At 66.8% G+C, this 25,240-nt stretch carries 22 protein-coding genes; 13 read left to right on the top strand and 9 right to left on the bottom strand.

Features of this window, described 5'->3' with window-relative positions; translation table 11 throughout:
• Positions 1-191 precede the first annotated feature (191 nt).
• The 6 genes from ABZ293_RS12490 to ABZ293_RS12465 all read left to right on the top strand — a co-directional run bounded on the left by ABZ293_RS12490 (position 192) and on the right by ABZ293_RS12465 (position 8,186).
• A complete protein-coding gene (locus ABZ293_RS12490; RefSeq protein WP_355179939.1) occupies positions 192-4,280 on the top strand; it encodes an ATP-binding protein in 4,089 nt (1,362 codons plus the stop codon).
• On the top strand, positions 4,277-4,690 hold the full coding sequence (locus ABZ293_RS12485) for a roadblock/LC7 domain-containing protein (RefSeq protein ID WP_011207200.1): 414 nt from the start codon (positions 4,277-4,279) through the stop codon (positions 4,688-4,690). The genes ABZ293_RS12490 and ABZ293_RS12485 overlap by 4 nt, the downstream gene beginning before the upstream one ends.
• Before the next feature lie 7 nt (positions 4,691-4,697).
• Positions 4,698-5,072: a DUF742 domain-containing protein gene (locus ABZ293_RS12480; protein ID WP_040686485.1), complete on the top strand. Its 375-nt coding sequence runs from the start codon at positions 4,698-4,700 to the stop codon at positions 5,070-5,072.
• Complete coding sequence (locus tag ABZ293_RS12475) at positions 5,053-5,655, top strand: ATP/GTP-binding protein (protein WP_174414979.1); 603 nt, start codon at positions 5,053-5,055, stop codon at positions 5,653-5,655. The genes ABZ293_RS12480 and ABZ293_RS12475 overlap by 20 nt, the downstream gene beginning before the upstream one ends.
• Before the next feature lie 32 nt (positions 5,656-5,687).
• Positions 5,688-7,229: a carboxyl transferase domain-containing protein gene (locus ABZ293_RS12470; RefSeq protein WP_355179937.1), complete on the top strand. Its 1,542-nt coding sequence runs from the start codon at positions 5,688-5,690 to the stop codon at positions 7,227-7,229.
• Positions 7,230-7,334: 105 nt separating this feature from the next.
• On the top strand, positions 7,335-8,186 hold the full coding sequence (locus tag ABZ293_RS12465; protein WP_355179935.1) for an aldo/keto reductase: 852 nt from the start codon (positions 7,335-7,337) through the stop codon (positions 8,184-8,186).
• A gap of 9 nt (positions 8,187-8,195) precedes the next feature.
• On the opposite strand, the gene ABZ293_RS12460 is transcribed toward ABZ293_RS12465, so the two are convergent.
• The gene (locus tag ABZ293_RS12460; RefSeq protein WP_355179933.1) at positions 8,196-9,323 is read right to left on the bottom strand and encodes an NAD(P)-binding domain-containing protein; all 1,128 of its coding nucleotides are present in this window, start codon (positions 9,321-9,323) and stop codon (positions 8,196-8,198) included.
• A gap of 90 nt (positions 9,324-9,413) precedes the next feature.
• On the opposite strand from ABZ293_RS12460, the gene ABZ293_RS12455 reads away from it, so the two are divergent.
• From ABZ293_RS12455 to ABZ293_RS12435, 5 genes are all read left to right on the top strand, one after another.
• Positions 9,414-10,139 carry an enoyl-CoA hydratase gene (locus ABZ293_RS12455; protein WP_355179931.1) on the top strand — a complete coding sequence of 242 codons (726 nt, stop codon included), beginning with the start codon at positions 9,414-9,416 and terminating at the stop codon, positions 10,137-10,139.
• Positions 10,139-11,281 (top strand): MBL fold metallo-hydrolase, encoded by a 1,143-nt coding sequence (locus ABZ293_RS12450; RefSeq protein WP_355179929.1) that lies wholly within the window; start codon positions 10,139-10,141, stop codon positions 11,279-11,281. Before ABZ293_RS12455 ends, ABZ293_RS12450 begins: the two co-directional genes overlap by 1 nt.
• A 37-nt stretch (positions 11,282-11,318) precedes the next feature.
• Positions 11,319-11,630: an antitoxin gene (locus ABZ293_RS12445; RefSeq protein ID WP_355179927.1), complete on the top strand. Its 312-nt coding sequence runs from the start codon at positions 11,319-11,321 to the stop codon at positions 11,628-11,630.
• Positions 11,631-11,679: 49 nt separating this feature from the next.
• Positions 11,680-13,989 carry an ATP-dependent DNA ligase gene (locus ABZ293_RS12440; protein ID WP_355179925.1) on the top strand — a complete coding sequence of 770 codons (2,310 nt, stop codon included), beginning with the start codon at positions 11,680-11,682 and terminating at the stop codon, positions 13,987-13,989.
• A 113-nt stretch (positions 13,990-14,102) separates the two neighbouring features.
• Positions 14,103-14,282 (top strand): antitoxin, encoded by a 180-nt coding sequence (locus ABZ293_RS12435; RefSeq protein ID WP_354959176.1) that lies wholly within the window; start codon positions 14,103-14,105, stop codon positions 14,280-14,282.
• 51 nt (positions 14,283-14,333) lie between these two features.
• Here ABZ293_RS12435 and ABZ293_RS12430 read toward each other — a convergent pair whose 3' ends face one another.
• Entirely contained in the window at positions 14,334-14,981 is a 648-nt protein-coding gene (locus ABZ293_RS12430) for an isochorismatase family cysteine hydrolase (protein ID WP_355179923.1), read from the bottom strand.
• A gap of 394 nt (positions 14,982-15,375) precedes the next feature.
• Between ABZ293_RS12430 and ABZ293_RS12425 the strand changes: the two genes are divergently transcribed.
• A complete protein-coding gene (locus tag ABZ293_RS12425) occupies positions 15,376-16,506 on the top strand; it encodes a lipase family protein (RefSeq protein WP_355179921.1) in 1,131 nt (376 codons plus the stop codon).
• 65 nt (positions 16,507-16,571) lie between these two features.
• Here ABZ293_RS12425 and ABZ293_RS12420 read toward each other — a convergent pair whose 3' ends face one another.
• The 5 genes from ABZ293_RS12420 to ABZ293_RS12400 all read right to left on the bottom strand — a co-directional run bounded on the left by ABZ293_RS12420 (position 16,572) and on the right by ABZ293_RS12400 (position 22,574).
• A complete protein-coding gene (locus tag ABZ293_RS12420) occupies positions 16,572-17,216 on the bottom strand; it encodes an ammonium transporter (RefSeq protein ID WP_355179919.1) in 645 nt (214 codons plus the stop codon).
• Between the two features lie 217 nt (positions 17,217-17,433).
• Positions 17,434-18,147 carry a hypothetical protein gene (locus tag ABZ293_RS12415; RefSeq protein WP_355179917.1) on the bottom strand — a complete coding sequence of 238 codons (714 nt, stop codon included), beginning with the start codon at positions 18,145-18,147 and terminating at the stop codon, positions 17,434-17,436.
• A 17-nt stretch (positions 18,148-18,164) separates the two neighbouring features.
• Positions 18,165-18,902 (bottom strand): energy-coupling factor transporter transmembrane protein EcfT, encoded by a 738-nt coding sequence (locus ABZ293_RS12410; RefSeq protein WP_355179915.1) that lies wholly within the window; start codon positions 18,900-18,902, stop codon positions 18,165-18,167.
• Positions 18,902-21,040, bottom strand: a complete 2,139-nt coding sequence (locus ABZ293_RS12405) for an ATP-binding cassette domain-containing protein (RefSeq protein WP_355179913.1) — start codon at positions 21,038-21,040, stop codon at positions 18,902-18,904. Before ABZ293_RS12405 ends, ABZ293_RS12410 begins: the two co-directional genes overlap by 1 nt.
• 67 nt (positions 21,041-21,107) lie before the next feature.
• The gene (locus tag ABZ293_RS12400) at positions 21,108-22,574 is read right to left on the bottom strand and encodes an NAD(P)/FAD-dependent oxidoreductase (RefSeq protein ID WP_355179911.1); all 1,467 of its coding nucleotides are present in this window, start codon (positions 22,572-22,574) and stop codon (positions 21,108-21,110) included.
• Between the two features lie 142 nt (positions 22,575-22,716).
• Here ABZ293_RS12400 and ABZ293_RS12395 point away from each other — a divergent pair, with 142 nt between their 5' ends.
• Entirely contained in the window at positions 22,717-23,775 is a 1,059-nt protein-coding gene (locus ABZ293_RS12395) for an AraC family transcriptional regulator (RefSeq protein WP_355179909.1), read from the top strand.
• On the opposite strand, the gene ABZ293_RS12390 is transcribed toward ABZ293_RS12395, so the two are convergent.
• Both ABZ293_RS12390 and ABZ293_RS12385 read right to left on the bottom strand, forming a co-directional pair.
• Positions 23,772-24,551, bottom strand: coding sequence for a metallophosphoesterase (locus ABZ293_RS12390; protein WP_355179907.1), 780 nt, complete (start codon positions 24,549-24,551; stop codon positions 23,772-23,774). The two genes, ABZ293_RS12395 and ABZ293_RS12390, sit on opposite strands and share 4 nt — an antisense overlap.
• 180 nt (positions 24,552-24,731) lie before the next feature.
• Complete coding sequence (locus tag ABZ293_RS12385) at positions 24,732-25,169, bottom strand: MarR family transcriptional regulator (RefSeq protein ID WP_355179905.1); 438 nt, start codon at positions 25,167-25,169, stop codon at positions 24,732-24,734.
• Positions 25,170-25,240 lie beyond the last annotated feature (71 nt).

The following is a 25,240-nucleotide window of genomic DNA, read 5'->3' as shown; positions in this document are numbered from 1 at the left end:
GTAACCATACTCAACGTCACCCAAGCTGTTATTGATCCGTTAGAATCTGATGTCACTTATTTGGGCCGTCGTAGACGCAATTTCTCGGCCAGCCGCAGTTCCTCGGCCAGCTCTGCCTGTCGAGCCAGCATGCGATTGTCTAGGTTCGCTGATGGCACGTGGTTGGGGCCAGTTTGGAAAGTGAGTGGGAGATGCGTGACGCCGCAAGGTCCGGCAGCAAACGCTGGGCGCTCGGCAACTGGGACCTGCGCTGGAAGGTTACGGCGGTCTTGGCCGTTCCGCTGGCAGTCGCAGTTGGGCTCGGCGTGTCCAGGATTACCACCGAGTTCGCCGACGCGAACCGACTGGACGCCGCCGCTGGGAACATCGAGGCGATTCCGGCCGTCACCGCGCTGAGTGCGCAGACGGCGACCACGGCGGGTTCGCAGATGATTTCGATCATGCCGAACGTGTCGATCGTGTCCGATAAGAACCTCGCGGACCTCGACAAGACCATCGCCGATGCCGAGCAGTCGGTCGGCAAAGTCGACGGTGTCGCGGGTGCTCGCGCGTCGCTGGACAGCATGATCACCCAGGCCAAGGCCGTGCGCGCGCAGGGCAAGAACGTTACGACGCAGACACCGGCCGAAATCATCGCCATGATCGACAAGGTCCGCAACGACAGTGTGCGCATCGTCGAGTCGACGGTCGGCCAGGTCAGCGACCAGGCCATCGAACAGGCGAAGCTGCGGCTGGTCGACTCGCTGAACACCCGCGCCGCGCTGGTCGGTGAGGTCGCCGCATTCCCCGAGGTGCTGCGCGGTTCGGCGGCGGGCGTGCAGGGCGCGGTCACCGCGGCCAATACCGAGCGGGCCATGCTCAACGTGCTCGCCCACCGCTTCCCGGATGCCGACTCCTCGATCGCCGACCTGCGCGCCGGTATCGATAACCGGATCTCGCTGCTGACCAGCCCGGAGGCACAGTCCGGCAAGATCCCGGTCGGTGATCTGAAGAACTCGCTGACCGGCAGCCTCGATGTCTACGAGCGCGTGGTCAACAAGTCGACCAAGGACATCGACACGGCGATGAGTGCGCTGGTGTCCACGGCCAATACCGATGCGTGGACCTACACCGCGGTCGTCATCGCGACCATTCTCGCCGCGCTGTTGCTGGCGGTCTTCGTCGCGCGCTCGATGATCGTGCCACTACACCGGCTGCGCCTCGCGGCGCTGCGCGTCGCCGAGAGCGATCTGCCGCATGAGGTCGCCCAGCTGCGCAACGGCGCGTCCCCGGAGGACGTGCCGCTGGAACCGATGCCGATCCGCAGTGCCGAGGAGATCGGTCAGCTGGCCAGGGCCGTCGACGACATCCACGGCCAGGCCCTGCGTTTGGCCAGTGACCAGGCCCAGATGCGTGCCCAGGTCAATGACATGTTCGAAACCCTGGCCCGGCGTTCCAAGTCGCTCGTCGACCATCAGCTCAGCTTGATCGAGGCGATGGAGTACGACGAGAAGGACCCCCGCCTGCTGGAAAACCTGTTCCGGCTGGACCATCTCGCGGCTCGTATGCGCCGGAACGGCGATAACCTGCTGATTCTCGCGGGTACCAGGCAACGGCGCAGCAAGTCCGCGCCGGTCGAGATCGCGGACGTGCTGCGTGCGGCGATCTCCGAGGTCGAGGACTACGAACGGGTGAAGCTCGGTGCCACGCCGCGTGGTTCGCTGGTCGAGCCCGCCGCCTCGGATATGGCGCACCTGTTCGCCGAACTCCTGGACAACGCGTTGCGCGCCTCGCCGCCGGAGACCGACGTGAAGTTCACCTTCGCGCAGGGACACGATCAGGGCATGCTCATCGAGGTCGCGGACCGCGGCATCGGTATGCCGCCTGCCGAGATGGCCGATATCAACCGACGGCTCGAGCAGACCGCCGAACCCGGTCCGGATACCGCCCGGCACATGGGTCTTTTCGTGGTCGGCCGACTGGCCGAGCGGCATGGACTCACCGTGCGGCTGCGTCCGACCTTCGATACTGCGCGGGATCCCGGTGTCACGGTTACCGTGCATGTTCCGATGAAGCTCATTGTGCTCGGGCAGGGACAGACCACCGCGATGCCGCAGGCGGCGGCGCCGCAGGTTGCCGCCGGTGGTCCGCAGCGGCCGTCGACTCCGGCGGCGATGCAGACGCGTGCGATCACCAGGACGCCGGGCGGCAATGTCATGGTTACCGTCGATCCCGGTGTGAGCGGCCCGATTCCGGTCAGCAGCCCGGCGCCGTCCGCGACGAGTGGGCCGATTCCGGCCGCAGGTGGTCTGCCGCAGCGTTCGCCCGGCTCGACCATGGCCTCGGGATCTTCCGGACTGCGCCAGGATTCGGCACAGTCGGGTGCGTCGCTGCGCCCCGCGTCGGGACCGGCGCCGAGCGGTCCGCAGCGCGGCAAGCTAGCCGCGGCCAGCCTGCCCAAGCGCAATGTCACTCCCGGCGGTCCGCCGCCGAACCGGCCCGGCGCCGAGCCGACCATCTCCGGTGGCGGCCTGCCGCCGCGGAATCTGGATACAGCATCGCGCAGCGATTCGTTGGGTGGTGGCGGTCGGGAGACGGGTGGACGTAGTGGTGGTCTGCCACAGCGTCAGCCCGGCACGAGTGGGGTGCCGCAGCCCGAGGGTGGTCCGGTCGGTGGTGGTCTGCCGCAGCGTCAGCCGGGTACCAATGGTGTGCCGCCGCGCGAGGGTGCTGGTGGTCTGCCACAGCGTTCGTCGGGTTCGAACGGTCTGCCGCAGCGTGAGCCCGGTGCGACCGGTCTGCCGGCCCGCGACACGGGCTCGGGTCTGCCACAGCGGGATGCCGGTTCGGGTCTGCCAGAGCGGGATGCCGGTTCAGGTCTGCCACAGCGGGATGCCGGTTCAGGTCTGCCACAGCGTGAGTCGGCTTCGGGTGGTCTGCCCCAGCGTGAGCCGGGTGCGACCGGTCTGCCGCAGCGGCAGTCGCCCGCGGCGAATCTGCCGCAGCGCGAGACGCCGAACGGCTTGCCGCAGCGTGAAGCCGGGGCCAGCGGTCTGCCGCAGCGGGATGCCGGGGCGAATGGTCTGCCGCAGCGGGATTCGGGTCTGAGCGGTCTGCCGCAGCGGGATACCGGCTCGGGTCTGCCGCAGCGCGATCCCGCTTCCGGTGGTCTGCCGTTGCGTGAGTCGGCTTTGGGTGGTGGTCTGCCGCAGCGTGATGCGGGTTCGACCGGTCTGCCGCAGCGTGAGTCGGCGTCGGGCGGTCTGCCGCAGCGGGATTCGGGTCTGAGCGGTCTGCCGCAGCGGGATACCGGCTCGGGTCTGCCGCAGCGCGATCCCGCTTCCGGTGGTCTGCCGTTGCGTGAGTCGGCTTTGGGTGGTGGTCTGCCGCAGCGTGATGCGGGTTCGACCGGTCTGCCGCAGCGTGAGTCGGCGTCCGGTGGTCTGCCGCAGCGTGAGTCGGCGTCGGGCGGTCTGCCGCAGCGGCAGTCGCCCGCGGCGAATCTGCCGCAGCGCGAGACGCCGAACGGCTTGCCGCAACGGCCGTCGAACGGTCTGCACCAGCGTGATGGCCTGCCGTCTCGCGATAGCCTGCCGTCTCGCGATGGCTTGCCGTCTCGCGATGGCTTGCCGTCTCGCGATGGCTTGCCGTCTCGCGATGGCTTGCCGTCTCGCGATGCTCTCCCGCAGCGGGAGCCGGGTATCCCCGGTCTGCCCCAGCGGGAGCCGGGTGCGACCGCACTGCCGCGTCAGGAAGTCCCGCCGGGTGTCGCACTGCCGCGGCGCGATCGCGGTCTGACCCAGCCCGCGGCGAGCGGTGAGGTGCCCGCGGTCTCCGAGAGCGGAACCTCAACCGCACCACGCGATCCAGGGCGGCACAGCTTCAAGCCTGATCCGGAGAAGGCGGCGTCTTTCTTCCAGACCAGGTTGCAGCCGGCGGTCGATTCTGATTCGGTAATGGGCGGCACCCCGATCTTCGCCGAGATGATGTCGGCGTGGCTCTCGGATCCGAATGCGGACCGGTCTCAGGTGGCGGCATCCTTCGAATCGCCGGGTGACGAAGGATGGCAGGCCGCTCGCCGCGCGAGTGAGGCCCAGAACGAAACAAAGACGGCTGCCGGGTTGCCGCAACGCAATCCGGGCGGGAGGCTGGTCCCCGGTGGTGTCAACGGCAACGCCGATCGCGCGACGCGTCGCGATCCAGAAACGATCAGGTCCAGCTTGAGTCGTCACCAGCAGGGCGTCCGGGATGGCCGCGCAATGAAGGCAATGAACCTAACCGGAGATAAAGGAGACCGATGAACCCCGATCTAGGTGGTACGAATCGTCAGCTGGATTGGCTGGTTTCGAACTTCGCCAACGAGGTTCCTGGCGTAGCTCATGCCGTCCTGGTCTCGGCTGACGGCCTACTCATGGCGGCGAGCGCGCAGCTGCCGGTGGACCGCGCCGAACAGCTCTCGGCTGTCACCGCCGGACTTGCCAGCCTCTCGGTGGGCGTCTCGAACCTATTCGAAGGCGGCACCGTGCTGCAGTCGGTGGTCGAGATGGAGCACGGTTATCTGCTACTCATGGCAGTCGGCGACGGCTCCTATCTCGCGGTGCTGACAAATACGTCATGCGATATCGGCCAGGTCGGTTACGAAATGGCCCTGTTGGTCGAACGTGTGGGTCAGACGGTGCAGGCCACGCCACGCGTCACGATGGGTTCCTGATGGTGGGATGGACATAGACGATCACCGCATGGGGAGCGCCGAGCCCAGCCTCGTTCGCCCGTACTCCTTGACTGCGGGTCGCACCCGGCCCGCGGTCGAGTTGGCGTTGGAGGCACTCGTCGCATCGCATCCGGTCGCCTTGGAGCGGCAGTTCGAACTGACCAACATCGAGACGTCCATCGTGGAGTTGTGCAGAGAATCGCCGTCCGTTGCCGAAGTGGCAGCGCGTTTGGGTATCCCCATTGGGGTGGCCCGCGTGCTGGTGGCCGACCTCATCGAGGCCGGGCATGTGCGAGTGTCGGCGACTTTGAAAGACGATTCCAGCGACGATGAGCGTCGCGAGCTGATCGAAAGGGTTCTCAGTGGACTCCGGCGTATTTGATTCGACGGCGCAGGTCGATACCCGTACCAGTAAGCCGACTTCGGCGAAGATTGTCGTCGCAGGCGGCTTCGGTGTTGGCAAGACCACGTTGGTTGGTGCAGTTTCGGAGATCGTTCCGCTGCGCACCGAGGCTTTGGTCACCAATGCCAGCACCGGAATCGACAATCTGACCGGCATTCCGATGAAGTCGACCACCACGGTGGCGATGGACTTCGGCCGGATCAGCCTCGCCGACGATCTGGTGTTGTACCTGTTCGGTACGCCGGGCCAGTACCGATTCTGGTTCATGTGGGACGACCTGATCCGCGGCGCCATCGGCGCGGTGGTGCTGGTCGACACCCGCAGACTCGAGGACAGCTTCGCCGCAGTCGACTACTTCGAGGCGCGCAACCTGCCGTTCCTGGTTGCGCTCAACGAATTCGACGACGCACCGCGGTATCCGATCGAGGACATCCGTCAGGCCCTCGCGGTGCCTGCGGATGTGCCGATCCTGTCCATCGACGCCCGCCGTCGCGAGCCCGCCAAGCAGGCGCTGGTTTCGCTCACCGAATACGCCCTACGCAAGGTCATGCAAGGCTACTGAGCCCCTGCGGAGCGAGTGGCTAAGCTCGCTCGGTGAGGATTTCCGCGCGGGAGCTGTTCGGGCAACTGCTCGATTCGGGCTCGTATATCAGCTGGGACCGGCCACCGGTGACGGTGGCCGCGTCCCCGCGGTACCGCGAGGATCTGCGTAAGGCCGCGCTGACGGCCGGGACCGATGAGTCTGTACTCACCGGTGAAGGTCTGCTGCGTGGCCGTCGCGTGGCCGTAATCGCCTGCGAGTTCGGTTTTTTGGCGGGTTCGATCGGTGTAGCCGCGGCGGAGCGGATCGTCGTGGCGGTCGAGCGCGCGACCGAACTCGGTTTGCCGCTGGTCGCGTCGCCGACCTCCGGTGGCACCCGAATGCAGGAGGGCACAGTCGCTTTCGTGCAGATGGTGAAGATCGCGGGTGCGGTCGCGGCGCACAAGGCGGCCGGATATCCGTATCTGGTCTATCTGCGCAATCCCACCATGGGCGGCGTCTTCGCGTCCTGGGGTTCGCTCGGGCATATCACCTTCGCCGAACCCGGTGCGCTGATCGGGTTTCTCGGCCCGCGCGTCTATAAGGCGTTGTACGGCCGGGATTTTCCGGAGGGCGTGCAGGTCGCGGAGAATCTGTACCACAGCGGTGTGATCGATGGGGTGCTGCCGGTGCCGGTATTCCGCCGGATCGCGCACCGCGCCTTGAGCGTTCTGAGCGGCGTGCCGGATCCCGTTGCGGCCGAACCCGGTTGGGCGGCAACGGTGCACGGCTCCGGTACGTCGCCGGATCGCGTGGACTCGACCGGTGCGGAGGCGAATGACGTTGTCTCGGCCTGGGATTCGGTGCGGATCTCGCGCCGTCCCGGCAGGCCCGGTATTCGTGACCTCTTGCGCCATGTGACGCAACGGGTGCCGCTCAGCGGCACCGGCCAGGGCGAATCCGATCGCACGATCGTGCACGCACTGGCTCGTTTCCGCGGCCAGCCGTGCGTGGTCTTCGGCCACGACCGCTCCGGGCAGCAGGGCGAACACACCATGGGACCGGCCGCGCTGCGGGAGGCACGCCGCAGTATGGCGATTGCTGAGGAGTTGCGGCTACCGCTGGTGCTGGTGATCGATACGGTCGGCGCGGCGCTGTCGAAGGAGGCCGAGGAACGCGGACTCGCACCGGAAATCGCGCGCTGCATAGCGGATCTGGTGACCTTGGACACCCCGACCATCTCGATCCTGCTCGGCCAGGGCACCGGCGGCGGTGCACTGGCCCTGCTCCCGGCCGACCGCGTGCTGGCCGCCACCCACGGCTGGCTCGCGCCGCTGCCGCCGGAGGGCGCCAGCGCGATCGTCTACCGCGACACCGCCCACGCCCCGGAGTTGGCCGCGGCACAGGGCATTCGGGCCGCCGATCTGCTCGCCGACGGTGTGGTCGATCGCATCGTCCCCGAATTTCCCGACGCCGCTGACGAACCGGTCGACTTCGCCCGCCGCATGGTCGCCGCCATTGCCGAGGAGCTGACCGGTCTGCGCGCCCGACCGCTGGACGACCTGCGCGCATCCCGGCACACCCGCTACCGCCGCCTCGGTCTGCCCGAATCCTGAGCGACTCCGACAACCGGCGCAAATCGCGTGGCAACCGGCAAACCGGTGGCCAACACGCGGAGGGCTTTCGTTGACGACTCGGCACGGCACTTCTACGGTCGGACTGTGACCTTCAGAAGCGAGACCTGCACCATCCCTTCGATCGTGCTGAACGACGGGAACGTGATCCCGCAGCTCGGCTTCGGTGTGTTCCAAGTTCCGCCCGATGACGTCTACCCGGTCGTCACCGCCGCACTGGAGGCGGGCTATCGCAGCATCGACACCGCCGCGATCTACGGCAATGAGGAGGGCACCGGTCGCGCCATCCGGGAATCCGGGCTGCCGCGCGATGAGATCTATGTCACCACCAAACTGTGGAATTCCGAACAGGGCTACGACTCCACGCTGCGCGCCTTCGACGTCAGCATGGCCCGGCTCGGTCTGGACTACCTCGATCTCTACCTCATCCACTGGCCGATGGCGCAGGCCGATCGCTATGTAGAGACCTTCAAGGCATTCCAGACATTGAAGGCCCACGGCCGGGTCCGCTCGATCGGCGTCTCGAACTTCACCGTCGGCGACCTCGACCGACTCATCGGCGAGACCGGTGAGATTCCGGTGGTCAACCAGATCGAACTGCATCCCCGGCTGGCCCAGCGCGAGCTGCGCGCCTTCCACGATGCGAACGCCATTGCCACCGAGGCGTGGAGTCCGCTCGGTCAGGGCACGCTGCTCGATGATCCGACCATCGTCGCCATTGCCAGTCAGGTCGGCTGCACTCCGGCCCAGGTGATCATCCGCTGGCATCTGCAGTTGGGCATCATCGTCATCCCGAAGTCGGTCACCCCGTCGCGCATCGCCGCCAATTTCGATGTCTTCGGCTTCGAACTCACCCGCGAACAGATGGACGCCATCAACGCGCTGGACAGCGGATCCCGGATCGGTCCCGATCCGGCCACTTTCACGATCGGGATGTAGCCCCTCGCGCTATCGCAACCCCAGGTACTCGGTGAGTTCCTGGGCGGCTGCGCGTCCGGCTCGGTTGGCGCCGATGGTGCTCGCCGACGGGCCGTAGCCGATCAGATGAATGCGCGGGTCGACCGCTACCCGAGTGGCGAGGCGGCCGGTCATGGTGATGCCGCCGCCGGGGCCACGCAGGCGCATTGGCGCCAAATGGTCCAGTGAACTGCGGAATCCGGTCGCCCACAGGATCACATCGGCCGGTTGGAACGAGCCGTCGGCCCAGCGCACCCCATTCGGTTCGATGCTCGCGAACATCGGCCGCCGGGTCAGCGCACCACGGGCCTGCGCGGCACGCACCCGATCGTCGAGCCGCAGTCCGGTGACCGAGACCACCGAACCCGGCGGCAGCCCGCGCCGCACCCGGTCCTCCACGATGGCGACGGCGGCGCGGCCATCCGCCTCGGCGAACGGCCCATCGCGGAATACCGGTTCCCGCCGTGTCACCCAGGTGGTGGTGGTGACCTGCGAGATCTCGTCGAGCAGCTGGACCGCCGACACTCCGCCGCCGACCACGACGACATGCTTACCAGCGAATTCGTCGGCGGTGCGGTAGTCGTGAGTGTGCAGCTGCCGTCCGGTGAAGGTCTCCGCGCCCGGATAGTGCGGGATGAAGGGACGCTCCCAGGTGCCGGTGCCATTGATCAGGCCGCGCACCCGGATGGTGCCCGCGGTATCGGTCTCGACATTCAGCGTCGTGCCGCGCCCGGCCGCCAGGTCCGTGCCTGCGGCGCACGGGGTTCCGTCCGCATTGCGGTCGCAGACCACGGTCACCGAAACCGGGCGGTGGACCCGCAGATCGAAGCGCTTCTCGTAGAGCTCGTAATAGCGCGGCACCGCGGTCGCCGCGGGTACGGCATCGGAATCGGGCGGCAATGTCTCGGCGAACGACATCCCCGGCAGGTCGTGTACCCGATTGACGGTGGTCAGGGTCAGCGATGGCCAGCGAAATTGCCAGGCGCCGCCGGGTCCCGGCGCATGATCGACGATGAGGAAGTCCTGTTCGGGGCGCAATCCGAGACGCTGCAGGTGGTAACCGGTCGACAGCCCGGCCTGACCAGCACCGATCACCAGGATGGAGAAGTCTGTCGGCACAAGCGGAGATCGTATCGGCATGGTCGGTATGTGCCGCCACCTGTGGCAGAGTTGATGTAACCACTAGAACCGGTCAGCTGGGGAGTATGCATGCTCGGAGTTAGCCGCGACGATGGTGTTGTCACCATCGAACTACAGCGCGAGGCGCGGCGTAATGCGCTCAACATCGAACTCGTCTCGCGGTTGCGAGATGCGGTGTCGACCGCGGCCGAGGATGCCAGGGTGATCGTGCTCACCGGCCAGGGACCGGTCTTCAGTGCGGGCGCGGACCTGTCCGGCGTCCACTCGGACGATTTCCTCGGTGTCCTGCTCGACATGCTGCGCACCATCGAATCGGTACCGGTCCCGGTGATTGCGGCGATCAATGGCGCCGCCATCGGCGCTGGCTTGCAGATCGCGCTGGCCTCGGATCTGCGGGTCATCGAACCCGACGCCTATATCGCCATCCCGGCCGCCAAGCTGGGCATTACCGTCGACCGCTGGACCGTGCGGCGGCTGGTATCGCTGATCGGCGCCGGTCCGGCCCGGACCATACTGCTCGGCGCGGAATCGGTATCGGCGGCCGACGCCTATACCTTCGGCTTCGCCAACCGGCTCGGCACCCTGGCCGATGCGCAGGACTGGGCCAAATCGATTGCCGAACTGGCGCCGCTATCGCTACGTCATATGAAGCTGGTACTCAACGACGACGGCACCCGCGACCCGGACAATGCGCAGCAGCGTGCGGCGCTGGAGGCGGCGTGGACCAGTCAGGACGCCCAGGAGGGACGATTGGCCAGGCAACAGAAGCGTGCGGCGAAATTCGTGGGGCGATAATGAAACCGGGAAAACTTCTCGCAGCGGCGGCGGGCGCGGTCGGCATCACCTGGGTGGTGCGCGCGGTCTGGGATATCCCCTCCGCGATCGGCGCATCGATCAATGCCATCCAGCCCTATGCCGCCGGCGCGGTGAGCTATCGCAATCGGCAGTTCCACAACACCGAGCCGAGCACCCAGTTCGTCTCGGGTGCGGCTCCGTCTCTGCTGTTTTCGGCGCTGACCCGGCGCAACGCCGGTCGTCCGCGCGGCGCGGTCCCGCTGGCGACCCCCGAGGTGCCGACCGAGGCCGCCGATCTCGCGGTCACCTGGTACGGGCACGCGTCGGCCCTGATCGAGGTGGACGGGTACCGGATCCTCGCCGATCCGGTATGGAGTGAACGGGTTTCGCCGTCCGCGCTGGTCGGTCCGGCCCGGCTGCACCCGGTACCGACGCCGCTGGCGGAGCTGCCGCCGGTGGACGCGGTGCTCATCTCGCACGATCACTACGACCATCTGGACAAGGCCACCATTCGCCAGCTGGTACTCGGCCAGGCGGCGCCCTTTCTGGTGCCGATCGGCATCGGAGCGCATCTGCGGCACTGGGGTGTGCCGGAGCATCGGATCGTCGAATTGGATTGGGGCGGTTCGATTTCCCTCGCATCGCTGGGGCGCGAGCGCGATGACACCGATCTGGTGCTCACCTGCACCGAGGCGCGGCACTTCTCCGGTCGCGGACTGGTGCGCAACACCACGCTGTGGGCGTCCTGGTCCATTGTCGGCCCGACCCGTCGGGTGTACTTCGGCGGTGACACCGGGTATACCAAGGCTTTCGCCGAGGCCGGTGCCGCGCTCGGCCCATTCGATCTGACGCTCTTGCCGATCGGGGCATACGACGAGGCATGGCCGGATGTGCATATGAACCCGGAGGAGGCGGTTCGGGCGCACGCCGATCTGTGTGTCGGCGATCCCGGGCACGGGCTACTGGTGCCCATCCACTGGGCGACCTTCAATCTGGCCTTCCACGGGTGGTCGGAGCCGGTACGCCGGATGGTCGAGGCGGCCAGGGCGGCCGGTACCGCGGTCGCGGTGCCCATGCCGGGACAGCGCGTCGATCCCAATGGCCTGCCCACCGGTGATTCCTGGTGGGAGGATATGGGGTGAACATCTCTGCGGTTCGTCGACAGGAAGGAATGCAGGCATGAGTCTCGTGGACACCCTGAAAGATCTGGTCGGCAAGGGTAAGGATGCGGCGGCCAAGAACGCCGACAAGATCAACGAAGCGGTCGACAAAGCCGGTAGCTTCATCGACGACAAGACCGGCCACAAATACACCGACAAGATCGGCAAGGTGTCCGAGGCCGCCAAGAAGGCGGTCCCCTCGGATCAAACCGCATCGCCTGCCGCCGCGTCGGAGGAGCCGCCTGCCGCCGAGTCAGCGAAGCCGCCCGTCGCCAAGCCGACGGAGCCGCCCGCTGCCGCGCCCGAGGAACCGGGACAACCACCGGCCTGATCTGTGGCGGGGACCGGTTTCTGTCGGTCCCCGCCCCTAAACTTCAGTTATGGTGACCCGCCGGGAATTCGGTGGCGGCCCGGGCCGGTCGGGCATAGAGGTTGAATTGAGCAACCTCGACAAGGTGCTGTATCCGGCGACCGGAACCACCAAGGGCGAGGTCATCGCGTACTACACGGCCATCGCGCCCGCCATGCTGCCGCATATCGCGGGGCGGCCGGTCACCCGCAAGCGCTGGCCCAATGGGGTCGACGAACCACCCTTCTTCGAAAAGAATCTCGCCGAACACGCACCGTCGTGGCTGGAGCGCCACGGCATCGAGCATTCCGGTCGTAAAGTCGTCTATCCGGTCATCGATTCCGAGGCCGGACTGGCCTGGATCGGGCAGCAGGCGGCGCTGGAAGTCCATGTGCCGCAATGGCGTTTCGACGGTGACCGGGTCGGCCCGGCCACCCGGCTGGTTTTCGACCTCGATCCCGGTCCCGGCGCCGGACTTGCCGAATGCGCGCAGGTCGCGCTGGCCGTGCGCGATATGGTCGAGGGCATCGGGCTGCACGCGTTCCCGGTTACCAGTGGTAGCAAGGGAATTCATATCTATGTCCCCTTGGACCGGGAGTTGAGTCCGGGTGGCGCGTCCACCGTGGCCAAGCAGGTGGCGACGAATCTGGAAAAGCTGCATCCGGATCTGGTGACCGCGACGATGGCGAAATCGGCGCGCGGCGGGAAGGTCTTCCTGGACTGGAGTCAGAACAATCCGTCCAAGACCACCATCGCACCGTATTCGCTGCGCGGCCGGGCCGAACCGAATGCGGCCGCACCGCGCGCCTGGTCCGAGATCGAGAACCGGAAGATGCTGCGGCACTTGCGGTTCGATGAGGTGCTCGCCCGCTGGCGCGATGGCGGCGATCTGCTCGCCGAACTGGATCCGCCGATGGCCGACGCGTTGACGAAGTACCGGTCGATGCGCGATGCGGCGGCGACTCCGGAACCGGTGCCGTCCGATGCGCCGACGCCCGGTGCGAACAATCGCTTCGTCGTCCAGGAGCACCACGCGCGGCGGCTGCATTGGGACGTGCGGCTGGAACGTGATGGTGTGCTGGTGTCATGGGCGGTTCCGAAGGGCCCGCCGACCACCCCGAAACAGAACCGGCTCGCCGTGCACACCGAGGATCATCCGCTGGAGTACCTGGACTTTCACGGTGCAATTCCCAAGGGACAGTACGGTGCGGGGGAGATGACCATCTGGGATTCCGGCACGTACGAGACCGAGAAGTGGCGCCCGGACGAGGTCATCGTCACCTTTCACGGCGAGCGGTTGCGGGGTCGCTACGCACTGATCCGGACCAATGGCACCCAGTGGCTGATGCATCTGATGCGCGACCAGTCGCCACCGGAGGACGGATCGGACGATGGTGCACAGCGGCCCGCCAGCGGTCCGGTCGGACCGCTCGCCGCGATCACCGTGCCGAAACCCGCTGGGCCGGTGCCGCTGCCACGTGGCCTCGCGCCGATGCTCGCGACCGCGGGCGAGGTCGGCGAGCTCGACGATGCCGAGTGGTGCTTCGAAACCAAATGGGACGGCTTCCGGCTGATCGCCGAAATCTCCTCCGGCGCACTGACATTGCGCAGCCGACGGGGTAATACGGTGACCGATCGCTATCCCGGGATTGCGGTGCTCGCGACCGAATTGGCCGACCATGATGTGGTCCTCGACGGCGAGGCCGTGGTGTTCGACGATCACGGAGTGGCCAATCTCGGTCTGCTGCAGGCAGATGCGGCCCGTGCCGTGTTCGTCGCCTTCGATGTGCTGTATCTGGACGGGACCTCGCTGATCCGCAAACGGTATTCGGACCGTCGGCGGGTGCTCGAGGCGCTCGCCGCGAACGCGCCCTCGCTGATCGTGCCGCCGCGACTGGACGGCTCCGGCGCCGATGCGCTGCGCCAGAGTCAGGAGCAGCGGATGGAGGGTGTGGTCGCCAAGCGCCGGGATTCGGTGTATCTGCCCGGCAAGCGCGGACATTCGTGGGTGAAGCAGCGCAACTGGCGCACCCAGGAGGTACTGATCGGCGGTTGGCGGCGCAGCGACGCCCGCAACTTCAAATCGCTGCTGGTCGGCATACCGCATGACGGCAGGCTGTACTACGTGGGGCGGGTCGGCACCGGTTTCAGCGAGCCGGTCATGCGCGATCTGGCCGAGCGGCTCGGCAGGTTGGGGCGCAAGACCACCCCGTTCGACAATGACCTCACCGCCGAGGAACGTGCGGACGCGGTGTGGGTGGCGCCGAAACTCGGTGGGACCGTGCGCTTCATGAACTGGACCGAGACCGGTCGCCTCTGGCATCCCGCCTGGGTCGGCTGATCGGTCGGCGAACCGAGTGTGACGGTGGTCGCTGATGGTTTGCCGGTTGATTCGGGTATTCGCTGGGTATCGTGAGTTCGCGGTTGTGTCGGCTCGAAAACGAGGAGTGCGCGGTGGATTTCAAGAATCTGGCGAATAAGGCCATGGACCTGGCCCAGCAGCATGCGGACAAGGTGGATACCGCCATCGATAAAGTGGGCGATCTCGTCGACAAGCAGACCGACGGCAAGTTCGCGAACCAGGTCGACGCGGCGCAGGACGCCGCGAAGAAGGCCATCCACAAGGACAGCTGAGTTCGCCGCTGGCGGATCGGATCTGCCGATCCGCCAGCCGCACGCGGTCGGTCAGCTCTGTTCGCGGGCCAGCAGCGGAATGATGGTCGCGCTGTCGGTGACCATGGCGTGTCCCTGGAATTCGAATTCGTCGTAGGCCCGCGCCATCGCCTCCTTATCGCGGCCGCCGACGGCATCGCTGATGATCACCGGCACAAAGCCGAGATCGGTGGAATGGGTGACCGTCGGTGCGATGCCGATCTCCAGTGCGACGCCGGTGATCGCGTATGCGCCGATGCCGAGATCGCGCAGCACCGCGGCCAAGGGGGTGCCCTCGAATGCCGACATCGAGGTCTTGTCGAAGACTACTTCGTCCGCCGTCGGCCGCAGCTCCGGGACCAGTTCGAAGGCCGGGGTGTCGCGCTGCAGGATGAACTTCACATCGTCCACGGAATCGACCTGCTGCCAGCTCATTGCCATTCGCAGCGCGAAGGTCCCGCTGAGTCGGCGCGGCAGGAAGAAGTGCCGCAGGAAGATGATCGGATAGCCGCCGCGCCGGGCCGCCTCGACAATGCGCGCCACCCGCTCGATGATCTCGGGGCCGTCCGGCAATTGGGAGAGCACGCCGACCTGCATGTCGTAGACGATCACCGCCATGCGGTGCGGCGCGCACACATCGGCGAGTCCTTCGGGAATGTCCAGTCCGTTGCCATGCCGCATGGTCAGCTCACTCCTATTCGATGCCGGTCACGGCCGGGGTACGGCCAGACGGTGCTTCGGTTGCGCGATAGCCACTTTCGAAGCGTGCCGGAGCCCGCTTCGTCCCAACTGTAACCATGTCGGAAATCGGACATGCGCGGCGTTGCCGATGCCCCCGAATGACCGTTGCCGGGGCCTCTGATCAGGCAGTACCGTTTATGGCACTCGAGCTCGGGCGGAAGTCGGCGCAGACGCGTTCCCGGCGTGTTGTGCGTCGCGCCGCGTCGGAACACTGGAGGCCCCGATGAAAAACTTGCATGCACCATTCGTCGGAAGTCACCGGATATCAACTCCCGCAGCGATACCGATCATCCTCGCGATGGTGGCGTTCGCTTGCGTACCCGTCGCTAGAGCGGTGCCCACCCCTGACCAGGATCCGTTCTATGCGGCCCCGGCCGACGTCGGCGAATACCCCGCCGGTGCCATGTTGCGCGCCCGCTCGATCGCGTTGTACGGTCTGCCGCTTCCGGTTTCGGCCTGGCAGGTGCAGTACCGGACCAATGACGGGAACGGTTGGCCGATCCCGGGCATGGCCACCGTGCTGGTCCCGAATTGGCCCTGGTTCGGTCCCGGCCAGCGGCCGCTGCTGTCGTACCAGATCGCCGAGGACAGTCTCGGCGCCCGGTGCGCGCCATCGTATGCGCTGCGCGGTGGCTGGGATCTCGGTGCTGCGAATACCTATATCGATACGCTGTTCATTGCCGAGGCATTGCGGCGCGGTTGGGCGGTGGTGGCCAGCGACCACGAGGGCCCGGACTCCCGATTCCTCGACGGCGTCGATTCCGGCCGCACCGTGCTCGACGGGATCCGTGCCGCTCGCGAGCTCGCGCCGGACGGGGTCGGACCGGCGAGTCCGATCGGCGCGTGGGGTTACTCCGGCGGTGCCTTCGCCACCCTGTGGGCGGCCCAGCTGCAACCGGAATACGCGCCCGATATCCAGTTCGCGGGGATCACCTCGGGTGGGGTGCCCGCAGATTGGCCGGCCATGGCCCGTGGCGTCGACGGCACCGCGCAGGCGGGGCTGGCCATGCTTGTGCTGGGTGCGATCATGAAGAACGAGCCGGATTCCGGTGTGTTCGAACTGCTCAACGAGCGCGGTCGCGCGGCGGTGGTCGAGGATGCGGCGGCCTGCGGTCCGGATTTCGTTGTCAAGTACGTCAACGCGCACGTCGATGATTTCGCCACCGTGCCGGATGTGTTCTTCCACCCGTACTTCCGGGCGGCGACCGACTCACAGGAGTTGGGTGGCAGTGCGCCGGTCGCGCCGATGTACCTGTACCACAGCACAACTGATGATGTGATCCCCGTTGCGGGATTCACCGACCTGCTCGGCCGGTATTGCGCGCAGGGTGCCGATATCAGCTCGGTGTACTCGGCACTGCCGGGACACGATGCGACCGCCCTCGGTGAGGCGCCCGGTGCGATGGGCTTCCTCGCCGATCGCTTCGCCGGTATACCGGTGGCCCCCGGCTGTCACGACCGATAAATACGAAAGATGCGGCGCGCTACGGGGATTCGTCGCGCGCCGCGGCTGGAGTCCTGTTCGCGACCCTATTTGACCGGCGGGTCCTGCCATTTGGTGGTGCCGGGCGCAGCGGCGAGGGTGCTGACCAGATCGATGCCCGCGATGACCAGTGCCGGTCCGCCGACCACGATGGTGCCGATGACGCCGCCGATACCGGCACCGGCGATGACGCTGGCGATCACGGTCGGTCCGCCGACGATGCCGGCGAGGCCGACCAGGGCGCCGATCACCGTGCCGAGAAAACCGCCGATCGCGGTGGCAATGCCGAACTGGGTCAGGAAGTTGTCCTGTGCACGCATATTCTCCCGCGGTGACGCGATCGGCGTCGCCACCTGGTGCGCCTGCGTGTAGTCCTTGACCGCGGTCAACTCCAGCACCCGGCCCGCATCCTCGACCTCATGCGGCAGCGCGAATTCGTAGCCGTCCTGTCGGAACGACAGCGGCAGTGTGACGACCGTATTGCCCGCGATGTCCTTGATGTCCACTGTGTTCGCCGACATCTGGAACGACCCGTTGGTCAGCGTGGTGACGATCTTGTCGCCCACCAGTTTTGCCTCGTAACCGATATCGGGCAGGGGCGCGGCACTCGGCTGCGCATGGGCCGTGCCCGCGCCGACCGCGACCGCGGCGACGATCGGCACGGCGGCCGCGGTGATCTTGCGGAGAATCATTCCGGTGGTCCAATCTTCATCAGTTCTTGCAAGCCGTAGCAACACTCCGCACGCGGAAAATCCTCCCCCCGGCGCTAGGCAGAGCCACGATGTGATCGAGAGAACAGCGCTCCGATGACAATGTACCGTGTACGAAAGGTTTCGAGGAATACCTTTCGGGGCATTTATTTTTGCTCGGTAGCGACGAATCTTGCTATGGCTCTTGGCTATACGCTCATCAGAGCGGTTGCAGAACGTTGATGGCACGGGCGATCACCAAGATCACCAGCACCAGCGAAATCGCCGATTGCACCATCATCATCGCCTTCGCCCACCGCGACATCGGCATCACATCGGTCGGGCTGAACGCCGTCGCATTGGTGAACGACAGATACAGATAGTCGAAGAACTCCGGCTCCCATTCGGTTTCGGTCAGCTCCGGGTTCTGCATCTGGACGAACAGGAAGTCCGGCAACGGCTTTCGCGCATAGGCGCGGGCCGCGGGGCCGCCGCGATCGAACTCCCAGTACCAGAGGCCGAATACCACCACATTGGTCAACCAGACCGCCCCGCCCAACTCGAGTAGGTTCACGGGATCGCTGAGGGTGCTCTCGAGGTCGTAGGCCCACCCCCGGGGCCAACGGATCAGTGCGGCCACCAGACGAGCGGCCGAGATCGCGGTGGCCAGACTCAGCAGTCCGGTCAGCAGTAGGCCACTATTGCGCAGCCACCGCTCTTCCCGGTTGAGCCGAAACGGATTCACCACCACCAGTGCACCGAGCAACAGGGCTTCGAGTGCGGGCAGCAGCAGCCAAATGGGCTGCGGCCAGAGCTTCTTCAGCGGCCCGAACTGCAACCCGACGATCACCAACACGGACAGCGTGACCGCGACCCGGGACTCTCCGTCCGTCTTGCGCTGCCACGCGGGCACATTGTCGTTGTGGTCCGGCACCGGGCCAGTATCGCCGATCAGGTGAGCAGATCGAGTAGGACCGCGCCGATGCAGACCGCGACGACCACGGTCAGCGCTATCGCATCGTTGCGTCCGGGGGAGTTGGGGCGGGCGGTGAGCTGTCCGGTGCCGCCGCGTGCGGTAATGGCCTCGCCGAGTTCGGTTGCCCGGCGGCTGGATACGGCCATGGCGGCGGTGAGGATATCGACGAGCGGATTATCGGCGGCGCGATAGAGCCCGCGGTCGCGCGGGCGCAACCGGCGTGCCGCCCGCAGCACCCGGATCTCCTCTATCAGCAGCGGCAGTCCGCGCAGCGTGAGCGCGATGACCACGGCGAATTCGTCGACGGGCACCCGGAGTCTGCGCAGTGGAGCACCGAGTCCGGCCAGTGCCGGGGCGATATCGCCCATGGGGGTGGTCCATGCGATCAGGAACGAGGCGGCCAGCAGAACCAGGCCGAAGACCAGGACATTGGTGTAGCGCAGTACGGCCTCGGTCCCGATCGGCACATTCAACAGCGCGCCGACGCCGATCGCCGCCCAGAACCACCACGGTAGCCGCGGTAGCGTGCTCAACGGGAGTTTGGCGAGTGCGCCGATCGCGATCAGGAATACCACCATCAGGCCGAGTACCCACCAGGACGGCAGGAACATCAGCACCAGGCTGATCAGGAACACCCCGATCATTTTGGTTCCGGCCCACAGGCGGTGCACCGGACTGGAAACCGGTACCTCGCGGAACAGGACGGTACTCATCAGTGTCCTCCGTTCCCGAGCCGCCAAGCCGGATCGCCCGGGCGTGGTCGGGGCAGCGCGACGTGGGAATCCAGCTGGTGCGCAGGCATGTTCGCGGCCGCGGCGGCATCGACGACCGGGTCGGTCTCCAGGATGCGCCCGGCTTCCAGATGGACGGTACGGTCGCAGACCGCGGCCATATCGCGCACGTCATGCGAGATGACGATCAGGGTGAGGCCGGAATCACGCAGGTGGGCCAGCAGTTCCACGACATCGGCCCGGCCCTCGGGGTCCAATCCGGCCAGCGGCTCGTCGAGCACCACGACCGGTGCGTGACTGGCCACGATGGCCGCGAGCACCACCCGCTTGGCCTGTCCGCCGCTGAGTTCCTCGATGGACCGTGCGGCAAGTGCGCGATCCAGACCCACCGCGTCCAGTGCGCGTCCGACCGCACCGGAACCGGTGGCGCGCCCGCCCCAGTCCGCGATCTCGGCGCCGACGGTCGGCTTCTGCAACTGCAGTCGGGAGTGCTGGAACGCCAATTCGACCCGGCCGATCTGCCTGGCGATCGGCTTGCCATCGACTTCGCAACGGCCGGAACTGGGTTGGATCAACCCGGCCATGATCCAGGCCAGTGTCGACTTGCCGGATCCATTGCCGCCGACCACCAGCAGCGCCTCACCGCGCCGCACGGTCAGGTCGACACCGTGCAAAGCCGGTGCCGCCCAAGGTGTTCCGCGGTTGTAGGTATGGCGGACATCGCGCAGCCGCATAATGGTCTCGCCCATCGGGCGGCGGCGGATCGTGCAGACCGGCTGCGGCCAGGCGGGCAGGTGTTCGACGGTCCGGCCACCGGCCAGATGCACCACCCGATCGGCGGCGGCCGCATCGGCCTCGTGATGGGTTACCAGCACCACCGCCATGCGGTGGCGCTTCGGCAGTTCGGCCAGCAGTGCGACCAGATCGCGGCGACCGTCCGGGTCGATCATCGAGGTGGCCTCATCGGCGATGAGCAGGACGGGGCGGCGGGCCAGCGCCGCGGCCACCGCGAGTCGCTGCTGCTGGCCGCCGGACAAGGTCGCGGTCTCCCGATCGCCCATGCCGTCCAGGCCGACCTCGCGCAACAGACCGTCGATATCGACCGCGCCGGCGAGTTCGGTGGACAGACCCCAGACCACATCGTCGGCGACCAGTACGCCGAGGGTCTGACTCTCCGGCCGCTGCAGCACCAGCGCGGTGCCGCCGAGGTGGCCGAGGCCAGCGGCGCCGGGGCGGTCCACACTGCCCGTGGTCGGCGGGCGGCCCGCGAGCAGCCGGGTCAGCGTCGACTTCCCGGATCCGTTGTGGCCGACAACGGCGACGAACTCGCCCACGTCGACCGTGAGATCGATCCCGGACAGCGCGTCCACCGACATGCCCGGATAGCGGAATCCGGCATCGCGCAGCCGCACCGGCAGCGGCGCGATGGGCCGGTCGTCGGGTGGTGCGTCGAGCCGATCGTGGCTGGGCAGCCAGGCCAACCGGTCCAGTACCGAGCCGAGGACGAACCAGGAGAACACCGCCGTCACGATGATGCCCATCAGCACGCCGCCGCCGACCAGGGCCCACCACCAGCGAATCGCGGCGTCGGCGGCATCGGCGATGCCACGTCCGAGCGGCTCCAGCTGTGCCTGCTGTGCCGCGATCCGCTCCAGGCCGTCGGCGGTGCTGCGAATGGTGTTGAACAACAGCGTCCGCGACCTGGACAGCACCAGCAGGGTTCCGACGGCGAAGGCCGCGAACCCGAGGCCGGCGAGCACCGACAACCCGACCACCGCGGACAATCCGCCGCGCCGCCGTTTCACCGTGCCGATGATGCCCCCGATGGTCGCGGAGCTGATGATGCCGAATGCGGGTACCAGGCCCGCCGCGACAAAGCTGACCAATGCGGCCGCACCGGTCGCGGTGATCAGGGCACGGAGCCGATAGCGGTGCGCGATCATGGCCAGTGGCACCGCGGCGACCAGCTGCAGGGCCGCGGCGAACGGGATCAACGCGCCGACGGTGACCAGTCCGACGGTGGCGCCACCGAGCACCGCACCGGCGGCGAGCTCGATCGGGCGCAGCGGTCCGCGCTCAATGGCTCGCTCGGTGGGGTTCGCGCCGGGCTGATCACTCACGAAACAAGTCTGCCAGCTTCCGGTGCAGAGTTCGTGTGGTCTTTTTGTGGAGACTATGTGCTTGCGCTCACGCGACCCGCGTCAGTTCGTAATCGTCGGCTCTGAGCTTGCGGACGAGACGACGATAGGCCAGTTGCCGCCCCGGCCAGTTATTGGTGATGCGGCCCGAGCTGGTGCGATACCAGTTGGAGCAGAAGTTCCACGGCGTACGCGCGAGGCGCTGCTGAACCGCGGTATTGAACTGCGCCTCCGCCTCCTGGCGCACCTCGAGCACATGGCCGGGGCGCGCGGCGAGCAGTTGTACGGCCTGACGGATATAGCGGGCCTGCGATTCGATCATGTAGATGATCGAGCCGACGCCGAGATTGGTGTTGGGTCCGTAGACCAGGAACAGATTCGGGAAGTCGGGCACGGTGATGCCGTAGTAGGCGTGCGCGCCGCCCGCCCAGGCATCGGCGAGTTTGCGGCCCGCGCGGCCGTAAATGTGCATGGGCCAGAGAAATTCGGTGCTCTTGAATCCGGTGCCGTAGATGATCACATCCGCCTCGTGCACGGTGCCGTCGGCGGTACGCACGCCGTTGGGCACGATCTCGGTGATCGCGGTGGTCTCGACCCGCACATTCGGCTCGGTCAGGGCGGGGTAGTAGTCATTGGAGAACAGGCCGCGCTTACATCCGATCGGATAGTCGGGGGTGAGTTTGGCGCGCAGTCCCGGATCCGGCACTTGCTCTTCCAGATGTTTGGTCGCGACCCGGCCGACCATCCGCGCGATCCAGGGGTATTCGACCAGGCCGAGCGCGACGAATTCGGTGATGGCCCACCAGCCGAAGCGTTCGGCGAGCAGTGCGCCGGGCAGCCGCGCGAAGAGTTTGTGCTGGATCGGGGTGTAATCGGTATCGAATTTGGGCAACACCCAGGCCGGTGTGCGCTGGAAAAGCGTGAGGTGTTCGACCTTCGGCTGGATCTCCGGGATGTATTGAATGGCGCTGGCACCGGTCCCGATGCAGGCGACGCGTTTGCCGGTCAGTTCGACGCCGTGATCCCATTCGGCGGAGTGGAAGGCCTGGCCGGTGAAGGAATCGATGCCGGGAATGTTGGGCATGGCGGGCCGGGACAGCTGGCCGACCGCGGAGATCAGCACGTCGGCGGTGCGGGCGGCGCCGTCCCGGGTGCGCACGGTCCAGCGGCCGGCGGCGTCGTCGAATTCGGCCTCGGTCACCTCGGCACCGAAATGAATGTCCGCGAGCAGCCGGTGGCGCTTCGCGACACTGCGCAGATAATCGTGGATCGCGGCCTGTCCCGAGTAGCGCTGCGGCCAGTCCGGCTTGGGCTCATAGGAGAACGAGTACAGCGGCGACGGCACATCGCAGGCGGCGCCGGGATAGGTGTTCTCCCGCCAGACCCCGCCGATATCGGTGCTCCGCTCCAGAATGGCGATATTGTCGAAACCATTGCGCCGCAACTCGATTGCCATTCCGATGCCGCCGAAACCGGCACCGATGACAATGACCGACGGCCGCTCGTCAGCTGTCATGTGACACTCCTCACAATGCGGTATGAATCCCACTCTAGGACCGCGCGACCGAGCATGGCGGGCATATCGGGGCTGACCCTTTCGAGCGACCTGCACGCAGTCGCTACGGAGCCGATCGAGATTTTCGGCCATAATGTCGGCTGTGGAGCGGGTACAGGATCCGGGCATCCGCGACTGGAACTTTCCGCGCGGCATTGCCAGCGTGGCGCTGATGATCGGCTACGCCGGTGAGCGCGGCGTGACCCTCGCGCGCATGCTCGCCGGAACCGGACTGACCGAGGCGCTGCTGCGCGATCCGGATGCGCAGATCGATGCGCGGACCGAGCTGGCGGTGATCCGCAATCTCGTCCGCGAACTCGCCGATACGCCCGCACTCGGTGTCGAAATCGGCCGCCGCTATCGGATCACCACCTTCGGCATCTTCGGCTTCGCCTGTGTCAGCAGCCCGACGCTGGGTGAGGCGATCTCGTTCGCCCTGCGCTATCTGGAGCTGAGCTTCACCTTCTGCCTGCCGGTGGCGGAGTGGGGCGATGGCGAATTCGTCGCCTGGGTGCACGATGAATCCATTCCGGCCGATGTGCGCCAGTTCCTGGTCGAACGTGATGTCACCGCCATGCATCAGGTCATGAGCGACCTGATCGGCAGACAGTTGCCGCTCACCAGGGCCGAATTCCGCTTTCCCGAGCCGACCTACGTCGATCGGATCATGGAGTTCACCCAGGTGCAACCGCGGTTCGGGCGACCACAGAATCTGTTCGCCATTGATCCTGCTGTGCTGGAACAGCCACTGCCGCAGGCGAATGAGCACACCTGGGCCATGTGCCTGGCCCAATGCCGGGATCTGGTGGACCGCCGCCGCGCCCGTACCGGCATCGCGGCCGAGGTGCGCGAACTGCTGGTGCCCGGCGGTGCCGACGGAATCGCCGCACCGCCCGGAATCGATGCCGTCGCCCGGAATCTCAATATGAGCACCCGCACGCTGCGCCGCCACCTCGACGCGGCGGGCACCAGCTATCGCGCGCTGCTGGATGAGGTCCGTCGGGCACTCGCCGAGGAGATGCTCACCGCCACACCGCTTTCGGTGAGCGATGTGGCCATCCGGCTCGGCTATGCCGAATCCTCCACCTTCATCTACGCCTTCAAACGCTGGACCGGCGCGACACCGGCCGTCTACCGGCGCGAGCGCGTCACGCGGCGTTAGTTCGGCGGGATGCTGATCCAGCCGCCCATTGCGACGCTGCGGAAATGTGTTGTCATGCGGTGGTTTTCGTCGATCACGTGCAGGGCGAGGGCCGGATCCGGCGCGTAGTCCATGACGCGGTCGGGCAGTTCGAGCTCCCACTCGCCGCCCAGCACCGATGCAGTGCTCGGCGCGACCAGCAGCGGGCGGCCCGCGAAGGTGGTGACGGCCGCGGAATGCGCGTGTCCGGTGAGCACGCCGACAATGCGTTCGTCGGCGGCGACGACCTCGGCGAATTTCTCCGGATCGGCCAGCGAGATCGTATCGATCACCGGGCTGAACAGATGGGCGGGCGGATGGTGCAGTGCGAGCAGAATGGGCCCGTCGGCGGGCGCCGCGGCCAGTACGCCGCGCAGCCAGTCGTAGGTCTGCTCGGTTAGTCGGCCGCCGGGTTCGCCGGGAATGCTCGAATCCAGCAGGGCCACGGTCAGATTGCCGACCCGGTGCGCGTGGTTGATCGGCGCCGTCGAGGCGGGTTCGCCGAGCAGCGTCTCGCGGAAGGCGGCGCGGTCGTCGTGATTGCCGGGCAGCGCGTAGACCGGGATATCGGCATCGAGCGCCATGCGGGCCTCGGCGTACTGGTCGGATTTGCCGGAATCGGTGATGTCACCGGTCACCAGGATGGCATCGGGCCTGCGGCGCAGATCGGCGAGAAAGGCCATCACCCGCTCGGCGCGTTCGGCGTTGCGGGCACCTAGATCGAAATGGGTATCGCTGATCTGGGCCACCAGGATCATCGGCGTTCGCTTTCTCTGGGGTATCGCTCCATTGCGTCAGAGTGTGCCGACCTCGCGTACGCGGCACCCCATCAGGCTAGATGACCTGCGGGTTCCGCGTCGCCATGAGGCTGACCACGGGTAGAAAGCCGGAGGGTCGGTAGTGGCGGCCCGCACAGCGATACCGGTGGGTTTCGGATGTCAGCCCTGCTGCGTGATGATCGACGCCCACAGCGTTTGCATCGACCGCAGGAAGGCCTTGCGTTCGGCGGCGGGCAGTGGAGCCAGCAGCCGGTCCTCCTGCTCCTGGATATCGCGCTGCGCACGATCGCGAGTGGTTCGCCCGGTCGGGGTGAGCGATACCAGCCGCGCGCGCCGATCGGCCGGATCTGGAGCACGTCGGATGAGGTCGCGCTGCTGGAGTTCGTCGAGCACGCCGATGATGCGGGTCTTATCCGCGCGGATCTTCTTGGCCAGTGCGGCCTGGGTGTAGACGGGTTCGTCGCCGAGGCCGAGCAGGACAACATAGCCCCACATGGTCAGTCCGTGTCGCTCGAGTACCGGCAGCTCCGCGGCGGCGAGGGCACGGCCGAGCGGCACGAGCATCGCGGCGAGATCGGGGCGCTGCACTTCCGGCATGAGTAGAAAATACTGCTTGGCAAGTCATAAGCATGAGCTTACGATAAGCTCGCGCTTACTAATTTGGACAT

Origin of the sequence: Nocardia sp. NPDC005998, assembly GCF_040614395.1 — a bacterium.
In the GTDB taxonomy this organism is placed as follows: Bacteria; Actinomycetota; Actinomycetes; order Mycobacteriales; family Mycobacteriaceae; genus Nocardia.
Note: the sequence above shows the minus strand (reverse complement) of the source record. Positions and strands in the feature narration are given on the sequence as shown.